11 protein-coding genes are annotated in these 13,316 nt (G+C 40.0%); 7 read left to right on the top strand and 4 right to left on the bottom strand.

The genetic code is table 11. The features are described 5' to 3' along the window. Positions 1 to 83 precede the first annotated feature (83 nt). The 3 genes from B9Y87_RS01205 to B9Y87_RS01215 all read right to left on the bottom strand — a co-directional run bounded on the left by B9Y87_RS01205 (position 84) and on the right by B9Y87_RS01215 (position 2,226). Complete coding sequence (locus tag B9Y87_RS01205) at positions 84 to 434, bottom strand: phage holin family protein (protein WP_085495399.1); 351 nt, start codon at positions 432 to 434, stop codon at positions 84 to 86. A 311-nt stretch (positions 435 to 745) separates the two neighbouring features. Then, positions 746 to 1,513 (bottom strand): alpha/beta fold hydrolase, encoded by a 768-nt coding sequence (locus B9Y87_RS01210; RefSeq protein WP_085495401.1) that lies wholly within the window; start codon positions 1,511 to 1,513, stop codon positions 746 to 748. Next, positions 1,513 to 2,226: a pyridoxine 5'-phosphate synthase gene (locus tag B9Y87_RS01215; RefSeq protein WP_085495403.1), complete on the bottom strand. Its 714-nt coding sequence runs from the start codon at positions 2,224 to 2,226 to the stop codon at positions 1,513 to 1,515. Before B9Y87_RS01215 ends, B9Y87_RS01210 begins: the two co-directional genes overlap by 1 nt. Positions 2,227 to 2,515: 289 nt before the next feature. Between B9Y87_RS01215 and B9Y87_RS01220 the strand changes: the two genes are divergently transcribed. From B9Y87_RS01220 to B9Y87_RS01250, 7 genes are all read left to right on the top strand, one after another. After that, positions 2,516 to 3,172, top strand: coding sequence for a CBS domain-containing protein (locus tag B9Y87_RS01220; protein ID WP_085495405.1), 657 nt, complete (start codon positions 2,516 to 2,518; stop codon positions 3,170 to 3,172). A 142-nt stretch (positions 3,173 to 3,314) separates the two neighbouring features. Continuing rightward, on the top strand, positions 3,315 to 4,196 hold the full coding sequence (locus B9Y87_RS01225; RefSeq protein ID WP_085495407.1) for an NAD kinase: 882 nt from the start codon (positions 3,315 to 3,317) through the stop codon (positions 4,194 to 4,196). 117 nt (positions 4,197 to 4,313) lie between these two features. Next, on the top strand, positions 4,314 to 5,000 hold the full coding sequence (gene porG / locus B9Y87_RS01230) for a type IX secretion system protein PorG (protein WP_085495409.1): 687 nt from the start codon (positions 4,314 to 4,316) through the stop codon (positions 4,998 to 5,000). Between the two features lie 64 nt (positions 5,001 to 5,064). Beyond that, positions 5,065 to 5,748, top strand: a complete 684-nt coding sequence (locus tag B9Y87_RS01235) for an isoprenyl transferase (protein ID WP_245808637.1) — start codon at positions 5,065 to 5,067, stop codon at positions 5,746 to 5,748. Between the two features lie 4 nt (positions 5,749 to 5,752). Further along, the gene (locus tag B9Y87_RS01240) at positions 5,753 to 8,332 is read left to right on the top strand and encodes a BamA/OMP85 family outer membrane protein (protein WP_085495415.1); all 2,580 of its coding nucleotides are present in this window, start codon (positions 5,753 to 5,755) and stop codon (positions 8,330 to 8,332) included. A 105-nt stretch (positions 8,333 to 8,437) separates the two neighbouring features. Next, entirely contained in the window at positions 8,438 to 9,277 is an 840-nt protein-coding gene (locus B9Y87_RS01245; protein WP_085496586.1) for an OmpH/Skp family outer membrane protein, read from the top strand. A gap of 76 nt (positions 9,278 to 9,353) precedes the next feature. Then, positions 9,354 to 9,863, top strand: coding sequence for an OmpH/Skp family outer membrane protein (locus B9Y87_RS01250; RefSeq protein ID WP_085495417.1), 510 nt, complete (start codon positions 9,354 to 9,356; stop codon positions 9,861 to 9,863). A 315-nt stretch (positions 9,864 to 10,178) separates the two neighbouring features. On the opposite strand, the gene B9Y87_RS01255 is transcribed toward B9Y87_RS01250, so the two are convergent. After that, positions 10,179 to 13,226, bottom strand: coding sequence for a PVC-type heme-binding CxxCH protein (locus B9Y87_RS01255; protein WP_176225572.1), 3,048 nt, complete (start codon positions 13,224 to 13,226; stop codon positions 10,179 to 10,181). Positions 13,227 to 13,316: the final 90 nt, after the last annotated feature.

Consider the following 13,316-nt stretch of genomic DNA (forward strand, 5'->3'; position numbering starts at 1 on the left):
TACTAAAATAAAATGGGATGCAAAAGTAGTACATTTTCTAATCTCCAACAAGTTTTTAAATTACTGAATGTCAAAAAGGTACCCTAGTTATTTTTGTCATCATTTAGAAATGAATAAAATATAGATTGTAGAAAGGAAAGCAAAAGGCTAAAAAGTAACGCCCACCAAATGTTATTTACTTGAAAACCATCAACAAAGTAGTCGGCCAAAAGGATAATTATGGCGTTGATTATGAGCAGGAACAGCCCTAAGGTAAGTATAGTTACGGGTAAGGTTAGGATGACCAGGATGGGTTTTACAATAAAATTCAACAAACTTAGAACAATGGCCACAATAATGGCCGTGGTATAGGAGTCCACACCTACCCCAGGTAATATTTTTGCTAAAATAACAACGGCTATGGCACTTAGGAGAATTCTTAAAATTAGGTTCATGGTTTACTTTTTTTGGTTCACGGAATGTTTTATGAATGGTATAATACCCTTAAAAGTAAACATTTATTTTATTAGTGAAACTCAATTTTGAGAAGTTGGTAAGCTGCACTGAAAATTGCATGTTGAACTAATCCCGCCTTTTTCGGTGGGATTTAGGTTCAATACCTCGACCCTTGTGTCCTTTCCTATTATTGGGTTCAAAGCTTGCCCTGAGGTTTAATTCCTTTTAACTGTTAAGGGGATATTTTTTTTGGGTTTTAAGAATGGACTTAGGATCAGCCTCAGAAATTTATTTAGTTAATAGGTAATGACTACTTGATAAACAGTATGGATTTTTCGAAAAACTGCATGGGATTCTCCGCGTGCAGCCAATGTCCGGCCTTAACTATGGTTTCAACCGTGGCCAAGGGAAAATGCCTTTTTATAACGGACAAATCATCTGGGGTTATATACTCGGATCTGTCTCCCCTTAAAAAAAGTGTTGGTCCTTTGTAGGTGTCGGTAGATCCTATGTTTTCACCAATTTCTTCCATTTTTTCGCTCAAAACCTTAAGATTGAAGCGAAAACCCAGAACCCCCTTTTCTTCCCAATACAAATTCTTAAGCAAAAACTGACGGATCCCTATATTTTTGATGTATTGGGACAATTGTTCATCCGCTTCGTTCCTTGAGCTTATATTTCCAATATCCAAGGCATTGAGGCCGTTAATTATATCCTGGTGATGTGGTGGGTAAAATTTAGGGGCAATATCGGCCACCAGTAGCTTTTTTGTTAATTGGGGATAGCGGCAGGCAAAAAGCATGGCCGTTTTTCCTCCCATGGAGTGGCCAATTATAATGGCGCTTCCCAACTGGTGATGTTCCATATATTGTTTAAGGTCTTCGGCCAACAAATCGTAATTGAACTCGGTGGAGTGAAAACTTTTTCCGTGGTTGCGCAAATCCAGCATATGTACAGCAAAGCCTTCTTCGGCATATTTGGAGCCCATGGACTTCCAGTTGTCGGACATGCCCAAAAACCCATGTAGGATAATAATAGGTTGTCCTTCCCCTAAAATATTGGAATGCAATACAGGCATTATTTTAATTTGTTTAGATACATGTTAATAACATTTTCCAGGCCTAGATACAGGGATTCGCATATTAGGGCGTGACCAATGGAAACTTCCAGCAAGTGAGGTATGCTTTCTTTGAAATATTTTATGTTCTCCAAGCTTAGGTCGTGTCCAGCATTTAGGCCCAAACCTAATTCGTGGGCCACTTTGGCAGCTTCGGAAAATGCTAAAACCCCTTTCTTGTTTCCTTTGGCATATTCATGGGCATAGCTTTCGGTATATAGTTCAATACGGTCGGTTCCTGTTAATGCGGCTCCTTGGACCATTTCAATATTGGCGTCCACAAAAATAGAGGTCCTTATGCCATTGCTTTTAAATGTTGATATTACCTCTTTTAGAAAATCCTTATGCTTTACGGTATCCCAACCGGCGTTGGACGTAATGGCATCAACGGCATCGGGGACTAGGGTGACTTGTGTTGGTTTTACCTCCAATACCAAATCCATAAAGGATGGAACGGGATTCCCTTCAATATTGAATTCGGTGCGCACCAATTTCTTTAAATCCCTTGCATCTTGGTATTTTATATGTCTTTCATCGGGCCTTGGATGTATGGTTATGCCTTGTGCCCCAAAATCTTCAATATCTTTGGCTACTTTTAACAGGTCGGGTACGTTTCCGCCGCGCGAATTTCTTAATGTTGCAATTTTATTTACATTAACGCTAAGCTTTGTCATGGGATTTTGGTATGTTTAAAAAGCAAAAATACAAATTAGGCATGCCTTTTGCTTATTTTATTATGAAGAATTCGTTGGAAGCGTCAGGGGGCATCCCTATTGGAAAATTATAGGTATCTCGGTTTTGTTGATTATGGGGACTTTCAGGTAGAAACGGTTTGGAGTATTCCTAATTTAACGGGATTGTTTTTTAACAGCCAGCAAAAGCTAGGTCTTTTTAGAAATAATACATGGGAAGATTCAGGTTCTTAGAAATTTTTATTAGTATTTTGCGTTATAATATGAAGTTATGAACATTCAAAACAACATAGTTGCCACATTGCCGATTTTTAAAGTGGGCGATTCCTTGAAAAAAGTAATCAAGTTCTTTAATGAATCCAACTATTCCCATGTTGCAGTGATAGAAGAGAATGTGTTTATAGGGGTTTTGGACGAAAATGATCTTGATAATTATGACAAGGATAAGAAGATAGAGGACTACCGATATACTTTGGAAACCTTTTTTGTGCGTAAGGAAACCTCTTGGCTCGATGTTTTGGAGATATTTTCGAAGAACAACGCAAACCTTTTGCCCGTATTGGATAATGATGGCCTTGTTTTGGGGTATTATGATCTAATAGATATTGTTGATGAATTTATAGATACACCCTTTTTTACAGAACCAGGTGGAATCCTTGTTTTGGCAAAGGGTTTAAAGGATTACTCCTTTAGCGAAATTGCCCAAATAGTGGAAAGTAACAATGTAAAATTGATTGGCGGTTTTATTACTGATATTCGAAATGATATTATTCAGATCACCATTAAAATTGGTACTACACATTTAAATGAAATTATACAGTCTTTTAGAAGGTACAACTACACCATACTCTACGGTAATAATGACGATCAATTTATTGAGGATTTAAAACAGAGGTCTGATTATTTGGATAAATATCTAAATGTTTAACTCTCTATGAAATGAGCCAACTTGCACAAGGACATTACTTCCCGTTAATTTTTGGACGTACGTTTAGTGGCACTGGCGAATTACACTTGCCTGAACGAAGGAGTGGGGCAGGTCTGACAAATAAAAAAATAGCCTTAAACAGATGAAAGTTGCCATTTACGGACTTACTTGCCAGAATAACGTATTGGATTGCATAGTGGAGCTGCTGGACGAACTTCACAAAGAAAATGCCCAAATCTATTTCGAAAAAGGGTTTTACGGCTTAATCATGGCCAAGCGAAATGTGGGCGAATTTCCCATATTTACGGATTCCGATGGTCTTGATGCCGATTTCGATATGTTCGTCAGCTTTGGTGGTGACGGAACTATTTTAAGGGCTACTACCTATGTTCGCGACCTGGGAATACCCATTGTTGGTGTAAATACCGGTAGACTTGGTTTTTTGTCCACGTTTAGGAAAGAAGATGTGAGAAAGGTGGTAAAAGAATTCGTTTCTGGAGCATATACCATTGTAGAGCGCAGTCTGGTGGAGGTAAGTGCCCAATCCGATATTCCGGAATTTAAGACATTAAACTTCGCTTTGAACGAGATTACCGTGAGCAGGAAGGATACTACATCCATGATTACGGTGGAAACACATTTGAACGATGAATATCTAACATCCTATTGGGCGGATGGATTAATTGTGGCAACGCCCACAGGATCTACGGGATATTCACTTAGCTGTGGTGGACCCGTGATTGCCCCCACGGCTAAATCCTTGATACTTACCCCTATTGCGCCCCACAACCTTAATGCAAGGCCATTGGTGATTTCGGATGATACCGTTATAAGGCTTAAAGTTTCCGGAAGGGAAGATAGTCATTTGGTATCTTTGGATTCCAGGATCGCTACCGTGGCCAGTGGCAAGGAGATTTTTATCAAAAAAGCTCCATTTACTATAAAAATGATCGAATATACCTCCGAAAGTTTTCTGAAAACTCTACGAAATAAATTATTGTGGGGTGAAGACAGACGTAACTGATTGTGTTGGAAGCGACAATAAAATGGAACAAAATCTGTTTATCAAATGGGAACATGAATGTAATAATTTATTAGTCTAAACTACTGAAATTGTTATATTTGCAAACTTTTATAAATAATGAGGTTATTTTTTGCGGTATTACTTCTTTTCATTTGTAATGAAATAAAGGGACAGACATACGAGATTGGCCTATTTGCTGGTGGGGCCAATAATATTGGGGATGTTGGAAGATCTAATTTTATTTTTCCTTCGGGACCGGCTTTCGGAGGTTTGTTTAAATGGAACAAGAGTAAACGCTATGCATGGAGGGCCAGTATTATTTATGGAGAATTTACGGCGGATGATTCCAAATCGGACATACCGTCCCGACAACAACGGAATTTTATAATGGACAATAATATTCTAGAGGCCTCTGCGGGTTTGGAGTTTAATTTTGTAGAATATAATTTACATCGTTTAGGACCGGCCTTTACGCCTTATCTGTATACTGGTGTTACTTATTTTAGATATGGATACCACTATTTTGATGCGGCGCAGTTACAGGATGTTGGGCAGAAAGACGGATCATTTTCGGTTCCTATGACGGTTGGGGCCAAATTAAGGATTAGTCAGTTTTTTGTTGTTGGAGCCGAAATTGGGGCCCGGTATACCTTTACGGATAATTTGGATGCCAGTAACCCGGAAGGTTCCAACTATGAGGAATTTAGATTTGGAAATATTTTTAGTGATGATTGGTATGTCTTCTCCGGGGTTACGCTAACGTATACCTTTGGAAGAAAACCTTGCCAGGATTGTTTTCAGTAGTGTTAAAAATAGTAGTTTGGAAGAATTAAAGGTTAAATCATTGCCAAGACACTTAGCCATAATTATGGATGGAAATGGGCGATGGGCGAAAGAAAAGGGAAGATTAAGGGTTTTTGGCCATGAGCAAGGGGTGAAAACCGTTAGGAGAACTGTGGAGGACTGTGCAAGAATTGGGGTGGAGTTTCTTACGCTATATACTTTTTCTACCGAGAATTGGAACAGACCCAAATTGGAGGTCGATACTTTAATGCGATTGTTGGTTTCTTCCCTAAAAAAGGAATTGAAGACCTTGAACAATAATAATATTAAGTTAAATACCATTGGCAATATAGCTTCCTTGCCCAATAGTGCCCATAGGGAATTATTGGATGTCATGGAGAAAACCAAGGCCAATACAGGAATGACGCTAACACTTGCCCTTAGTTATGGGGCTCGGGAAGAGATAAAAAATGCCGTACAACAGATATGTATCAAAGTTAAAAATAATATAATTTCTCCCGAAAATATTGACGAAACCATTATTAATAACCATCTTTACACGCAAAATTTACCAGATGTAGACTTGTTGATCCGTACTAGTGGAGAGCATAGGATCAGTAATTTCTTGCTATGGCAAATTGCATATGCGGAATTGTATTTTATTGATGTATTTTGGCCGGATTTTTCGGAACAGCATTTATTGGAAGCCATTAAAAATTACCAGAACAGAGAACGAAGATTTGGAAAAACTAGCGAACAACTCACCTAGCGGCATGAATAGGTTCATGTCCCTTGAACTTTTATTTACACTTTTATTCTTAATTTTTACCACAGTTATCTGGGCACAGGATACTTCCTACGAAGATGGTAAGCGTTATATTCTTGGAGGTTTGGAAGTTACCGGATTGCAAAGTTACAACGAGCAGACTGTAAAGACCTACACAGGGTTAAGGGTAGGGCAGCCCATTACCGTTCCCGGCGATGAAATAAGTGCCGTCATCAATAAGTTATGGGGATTGGAACTGTTTACGGATATTAACTTCTATATCACCAATATTGTAGATGATAAGGTATTTCTGGAACTTAATATCATTGAGAGGCCTACACTTTCCAATGTAACCGTTTACGGGGTCAAGAAAAGAAAGATTGATGAAATCCTTAAAGATACCGATCTTAAAAAGGGTAAAAAGATTACCGAGAGTTTAATCGCCAATTCCAAGAATTATATTCAGAACAAATACAAAAAGAAGGGATATCTTAATGCCAAGGTTACCATTGCTACCACAAAGGATACGACCGATGCCAATACACAGGCTATGGTCATCAACGTTAAGCAGGGCGATAAGGTTAAGATCAGCGATATAGTCTTTGAAGGTAACGAGCAGTTATCCGATAAAAAATTGGCGAAGGCCATGAAAAAGACCAAGGAAAGAAAGTTCTACCGTTTCTGGAAAAAATCCAAATATATTCAAGAGGATTACAAAAATGATTTGGTTTCCCTAGTAGATAAATACGCTGAAAAAGGTTTTAGGGATGCCCGAATTATATCGGATACCTTTGTAAAGGTTTCTGATGATCTTATCGATTTGAAGATCAAGGTAGAAGAAGGGAACAAGTATTATTTTGGGGAAATAGATTTCGTTGGGAATACGGTTTATTCGGATCGTCAATTGGCTCAAATGCTTGGAATCAAAAAGGGGGATACCTATAATGGGGTTCTATTAAGGAAACGAATCGCAGATGACACAAAACCGGATGCAGAGGACCTTACCAATTTATATCAGAATAACGGCTATTTGTTCTCCAGTATCAATCCTGTGGAGATTTCTGCGGAAAATGATACCATCAATTTTGAAATTAGGATTATTGAAGGTAAAGAGACCTTTCTAGATCATGTCACCGTAGCGGGTAATGACAAGACCAATGACCACGTTATTTTTAGGGAGCTGCGTACCAGGCCCGGTCAACGCTACAATAAATCGGATATTATTAGAAGTATCAGGGAATTGGGACAATTGGGATTCTTTGATGCGGAACAGATAAAGCCGGATATCCAAAATCCTGATCCCAATGCAGGAACAGTGGATATAGCATATAACTTAGTGGAAGCAGGTTCCAGCCAAATCGAGCTGCAGGGTGGTTATGGTGGTGGAGGGTTCATAGGGACCCTTGGATTGTCTTTTAGTAACTTCTCCATGAAGAATTTATTTAAAGGGGAGGCTTATAAACCGGTCCCTATGGGGGATGGGCAAACTTTTGCCCTGCGTTTGCAGGCCAGTAGGACCTATAGGGTATATAGTTTAAATTTCTCCGAGCCATGGTTGGGAGGTAAGAAACCGGTAAGGTTCAATATGTCCTTGTCCAGAACCCAACAGTTTTACTATAACCCTTATGTAAGTAACAAGCCCGATAAGAGCAAGCAGTTTTCCATCACAGGGATTTCGGCAGGTTTGGCAAAAAGGGTTCAATGGCCAGATGATTTCTTTACTATTTCCCATTCTTTAGGGTATCAGCTATACAATTTTAAGGATTATAATTTAGGACTTTTTAATTTTGGTAATGGAAAATCAAACTCCATAGCATACACTCTGGGGATCTCTAGGGATGCTACCGGTGGTGGACGTATTTATCCAAGATCGGGATCCAATTTTGCCATCACGGCTAAATTTACCCCTCCTTTTTCTTTGTTCAATAATATAGATTATAAACAACTTAATGAGGATGAGGAAAAGGCCATTGAGGAATTGGATAGTGATGAAATAGAGCGCATAGACCAGGAACGCTTTAGGTGGCTGGAATTTTACAAAGTTAATTTTAAGGGAGATTGGTACACCACCTTAGTAGATAAATTGGTTTTGAGGACCAATGCCGAATTTGGATTTTTGGGTAGTTATAACGAAGATGTAGGAAAGGTTCCGTTTGAGAGATTTTATGTTGGGGGAGACGGTATGGGCGCTTACACCTTGGACGGTAGGGATGTTATTGCCTTAAGGGGGTATGAGAATCAATCCTTAACACCCTATAGTACGGACCCATTGAGTGGAGGACAAGTACAGGACGGTGGAGTTGTGTATAATAAATATTCCTTGGAGCTAAGATATCCATTGACACTAAAACCATCTGCATCCATTTATGGACAAGTATTTTTAGAGGCAGGAAATGCGTTCAACAATTTTCAAGACTTTAATCCGTTTGAGTTAAAAAGATCTGCCGGAGTGGGGCTGCGTATTTTTATGCCAGCATTTGGATTATTGGGAATTGATTTTGGATATGGATTTGATCAAGATTATAACCCCAATTCATCAGGACCTAGCGGTTGGCAAACCCACTTCATCATTGGACAACAGTTTTAATATATAGAAATTTGCAATTGTTTTATATGTTAAATGGTTCATTCTAAAATATTTAGTTATTTTGGCACGATATTTTCTATAGTATAAAAAGAAGATAGCATGGGTATTAAATCAAAAGTATTTTTGTTTCTAGTCGCAACTATGTGTGCTGCTACCATTTCGGCGCAAAGGGCTATTAGGATAGGTTATGTGGATATGGAATATATCCTGGAAAATGTAGAGGAGTACAGGGAGGCCAATGAGCAATTGGCGACCAAAGTCCAGAAATGGAAATTGGAACTGGATAAGGAGAAAGGGGTAATTGATCAGATGAAGAAGGATTTGATGGCGGAGAAGGTGCTGTTAACGGAGGAATTGATTTCCGAGAGGCAGGAAGAGATTCAAATCTTGGAAAAGGAAATGTTCGATTATCAGCAAGATAGATTTGGTCCTGAAGGCGATTTAGTGCTTCAAAAAAGAAGATTGATACAGCCAATTCAAGATCAGGTTTTCAATGAAGTGCAAAAAATTGGTGCAAATAAAAAATATGATTTTATTTTTGATAAATCGGCAGATGTTGTAATGTTGTATTCCGAGAAAAGACACGATATTAGCGATCTTGTTTTAAGGGGAATTTCGAGGACTAGAAAAATAAGCGCGCCCAAGAATAAGCAAAATGCCAGAACTAGTTTCGAGGATATTGAGGATGAGGAAACGGAAGAAACCATTAGTGATGCTATTTTAGAACGTCAGGAGAGGGCAAAGCAGGCAGAAGAGGCCAGGATCAAGACGGCAGAGGAAAACCGGGCGGAACAGCTCAGGATTCGCGAAGAGCGTAAAAAGGCGTACGAAGAAAGAAGGAAAAAGTTGTTGGAAGAAAGGGAAGCAAAAAGAAAAAAGGAATTAGAGGAGCGTAATGGCAAAAATGACTCAGAGGAAGAGGAGAGTTCCAAGGGCGATGAATAGTATAGAATTAAGTTTAAACCAAATTACATTTATATAACTAAATCTTTAAATTAACACTCAAACATTAATTAAAATCATGAAACAATTTAAAAAAATAGCAGTAGCCATAGTTTTGTTCGTAGCAGCTACTAGTTTTGTTAATGCACAGGCGAAAATTGCACACATAGATGTACAGAAATTGTTGTCTGAAATGCCGGAGATGAAAGCAGCCGAAGCGGAACTTAAGAAATTACAGGAAACCTATAGGGCGGATATTGAAAGTTCTATGACCGAACTTCAAAACAAGTACACGCAATATAAAAATGAATCATCTTCAAAGTCTGAAGAGGAGAATCAGAAAAGGGCTTTGGAACTGCAAGGCTTTGAAAAGAACATTGGTGAGGCGCAACAGACTGCCTCACAGGAATTACAAAAGAAACAAGGTGAACTTTTAGGCCCTATCACTGAAAAGGCCAAAAAAGCTATTGAAGCTGTGGCGGCCGCCCAAGGAATTGACTACGTTATGGATGCTACCCAAGGTAGTGGACTTATCGTAGCCAAAGGGAAGGATATTTTGCCAGAGGTTAAGAAGCAGTTAGGGTTCTAATCCAACAACAAAATTTTATAATGAAGAGGCCGTCCAATATGTATTGGACGGCCTTTTTTTTTGTGCAGGGGTCGCGAGCTAGGCTTAGCCTGCAGACAGGTGTCGGGCTCGTGCCTTTAAAGATTACTCCCCCCTCCTTGGGAGGGGGTTGGAGGAGGTCGACTGCTGCTGCTTTAAGATTTAAGGAGATTTATTAGTGAAACTCAATTTTAGGAAGTCGGTAAAACGCACTTAAAATTGCAAGCTGGACTAATCCCCCCTATTTCGGCGGGATCTGGGTTCAGGGCTGGCCATGAGGTTTAATACCTTTTATTCTTATTCTGTTGTTACCTTTAAGGTACCTAAATATTCCACCAAATCCACTAAATCATTCTCAGACATTATTTCAGCCAATCCTTGGGTCATTAAGGATTGGTCTAAGGCTTGCTGTTCCTCAATGTCTTTCAGTTCCAAGATTTTTTGGGTGCCCCCCATCATTTTAATGGTTATTTCATTCTCTGTCCTGCTTAGGATGTATCCTATGTAGGTTTTGCCATCTTTCATTTTAAAAGAGTAACCTTCAAAACCAAAATTGATTCCGGCACTGGGATATATAATATTGGAATATAAAAATTGCTTTGAAAGTTTATTGCCTATATCCGACAATTCTGGTCCGAATGCTATTCCATTTCCTGCAGCTATATGACAGGAACTGCAATAGATGTCGTATACTTCCCTGCCATGGGTGGCATTGCCCCTGCGTTCCACCAATTTGGAAATGTCCAGCCCTCCATTTTCTCGAGAGGTTAAGAATTTAGGTGCGTTGGTTCTGATTTCCTTGTTCCAGCTGTTCATGAGTTTTATTACAGTAGTTGTTTTGAATTCTTCGGCCAATCTATCCTCTTTTAGCATTTGGTACAATTCTTCCTGCCCGGCTCCGGTATTGCCCAATGTTTCAATCATTTTTCTGGTAAGTGCATGGCCTAATTTCTTGGAAGTTATGTTCTCCTTTAGCATTGTAATGACGACAGGATTGGATATTCCATTTAGCCTTTCCAATACCGCAATTTTGGAAGATTCCGGTTCCTGGGAATGAAGGAAGCTGTCGATCAGTGTCGCTCCGTTATTATTAAGCAATAGGTTGGCGGCTTCCTTGCCAATATCTGTGTTGGATCCATTGGCCAATACTCTAAACAACGCCTCGTTCAGGTTCTTTAACTCTAAATTTTTGATGGCCATGATCCATTCTGGGGTTCCTTCTATCTTGGGAAGCACTTCCTTGACCATTTTAATGTGTTTGGGCGAACTATATACAAATTTGGCATCCATTTGCCCTATAGCGTATGCCTGGATTTGGTTTTTAAGGGGGTGGTTCCAACTAAGCATTTCCAATAGGTAGTTATCCTTGTCCGGATGATCCTTAAAATCCAGGGCTCTAAAATAGGAAGCCAATTTTGTTGGTGGAACAGTTTGGTCTTTAATTAGGGATACCAACATAGGAACCGATTCTTTGGCCCGCATACGCCAGACTATTTCTTTTCCGGCTTCACTTTTCCAATTTTCCCCAACCTTGTTTCTCCAGACTTTAAAATACAGCTCTGGAAACTTATCCGCCCCAATGCCCAAGGCTTCCAGATACCATCTATCGCCAGTGTTATGCTGAACGGCCAAATTGGCCCATAGCTCGCTAGCGGCTTCCGTGCCTACAAACCTGAGTGCAATAGCCGCTTCCCTTCTTACTTGAGGCGATTTATCGTTCTCCAAAAGGGATAGGTATTTCTCAAGACTTTCCTTGCCTTTAAATCTGGCCATACGGATTCCCTGCATTCTAAATTTGGGGTCTTCATCCATTAATGCCAATTCTATATAATCGTTACTTTTGGTTGGAATATGTATTCCTAGCCATAATGCCCGGGCTTTGGCCATACCTCCTTTTTCCCTTAATTTCGTTAAAAGTGGTTGGGCGGCCTCGCCCATGGAATGTAATTTTTGCCACGATTGATAAAAAAGGTCCATGTTACCGGAAAGAAGTCCTTTAACCGCCCCTTCCTCGGTCTTGGGGTCTATATCCGAAACATTATAATTCGAGCCAGCGGACAATCGGTAAACCCTCCCCCTTGCAATGTCTTCCGCCTTGTGCCCTCCAACACCGCCGTCATACCAATCGGAAATAAAAAGGGAGCCATCGGGCGCAATGGTAACATCGTCCGGTCTAAACCAATCGTCTTTACTCTTTACCAGATTTTCAATTTTTGCGGTATAACCGGCCTCCGATTCATCTATTATGTAGCTGCGGACCACATTATGGCCAGGTTCGGCATGTATGGGCTGATTTTGAAATTTCTGTGGCAACATTTTGTCCTCATAAACAAGAATGCCACATGGGGAACCAGATCCGGTCTGTAGCAAATTGGGTACGGTTCCCGGGTCGTTTAAATGCCAATGCCTTTTGGGGATATCGTTATCCCATCCGGTTCTTCTTTCTCGCCAACTTGCACCGGATAATAAGTCCCTATATCCATAATTGCCATATTCCATAACATAGTTGATACGAGTGCCCCTATTGCCGTCATCGTCATTATCGGATTGCCATAAACCTCCATAGGAGTCAATGGCAATCTCATAAGGGTTCCTGAAATTGTGCCCAAGGACTTCCAAATTTGTTCCGTCCATATTCATTCTAAAAGCCATTCCTTCCCTGTAAGGCTTACCATTGGCTACAATTTCTTGGCCGTGCAGGTCCATAACCACCTCACCATTTTTGTCCAATAATTGCTTTCCATTGTTGCCGAAGTTGAAATAAAGCCTCCCATCTGGGCCAAAAACCAAGGCATGAACCCCGTGGTCGTGATCTACACCTTCTATGCCTTGGAATAGGATTTCTTTGGAATCCGGTAGGTCGTCCCCATTCTCGTCCGTAAAAATAAAAACGTTGGGACTTACGGATACGATTACTTTGTTGCCCAAAACAACTATACCTAAGGCGGAATTGATATCCTCCCCTTGGTAGAAAACCTTGGAGGTGTCCGCTTTGCCATCTCCATTGGTGTCCTCAAGTATTAAGATTCGATCCCCACTATCGTCATAAGTATTATCCGGATTGGCGAACAATCTGTAATTCCTGGCCTCGCAGACCCATATTCTGCCTTTGGCATCAATGGCCATATTGGTAGGGTTGGTAACCATAGGTTCCGAGGCGAAGAGCTCAAGATGTAGACCCTCCTCGACTTCCATGGAGGCCAAGGCATACTCTGGGTTTCTTTTTTCCTGTTCCGAAAGCGATGAAAAATCGATATTGGCCTTTGGTTGTTCCCTGCAGGAGTAAAGGGAGCCAAGTATCATAATAATTACTAAGGTTTTGTTGGCAATTTGGTTTGGAAACATGTAAAGGTTTTTGGTTGCTGTTCCACAATTTACCAAAAAAATAAAGATCATGTTAAAAATTATGTTCGCGTGTTAGGTTGGGAAATGGTG

The organism is Arenibacter troitsensis, assembly GCF_900177645.1.
GTDB classification, from domain to species: domain Bacteria; phylum Bacteroidota; class Bacteroidia; order Flavobacteriales; family Flavobacteriaceae; genus Arenibacter; species Arenibacter troitsensis.

Bases quoted from the DNA above. Each gene is read 5' to 3' on its own strand.
- B9Y87_RS01205 (WP_085495399.1), bottom strand. From the start codon at position 434: ATGAACCTAATTTTAAGAATTCTCCTAAGTGCCATAGCCGTTGTTATT.
- B9Y87_RS01210 (WP_085495401.1), bottom strand. From the start codon at position 1,513: ATGCCTGTATTGCATTCCAATATTTTAGGGGAAGGACAACCTATTATT.
- B9Y87_RS01215 (WP_085495403.1), bottom strand. From the start codon at position 2,226: ATGACAAAGCTTAGCGTTAATGTAAATAAAATTGCAACATTAAGAAAT.
- B9Y87_RS01220 (WP_085495405.1), top strand. From the start codon at position 2,516: ATGAACATTCAAAACAACATAGTTGCCACATTGCCGATTTTTAAAGTG.
- B9Y87_RS01225 (WP_085495407.1), top strand. From the start codon at position 3,315: ATGAAAGTTGCCATTTACGGACTTACTTGCCAGAATAACGTATTGGAT.
- porG (WP_085495409.1), top strand. From the start codon at position 4,314: ATGAGGTTATTTTTTGCGGTATTACTTCTTTTCATTTGTAATGAAATA.
- B9Y87_RS01235 (WP_245808637.1), top strand. From the start codon at position 5,065: ATGGATGGAAATGGGCGATGGGCGAAAGAAAAGGGAAGATTAAGGGTT.
- B9Y87_RS01240 (WP_085495415.1), top strand. From the start codon at position 5,753: ATGAATAGGTTCATGTCCCTTGAACTTTTATTTACACTTTTATTCTTA.
- B9Y87_RS01250 (WP_085495417.1), top strand. From the start codon at position 9,354: ATGAAACAATTTAAAAAAATAGCAGTAGCCATAGTTTTGTTCGTAGCA.
- B9Y87_RS01255 (WP_176225572.1), bottom strand. From the start codon at position 13,226: ATGTTTCCAAACCAAATTGCCAACAAAACCTTAGTAATTATTATGATA.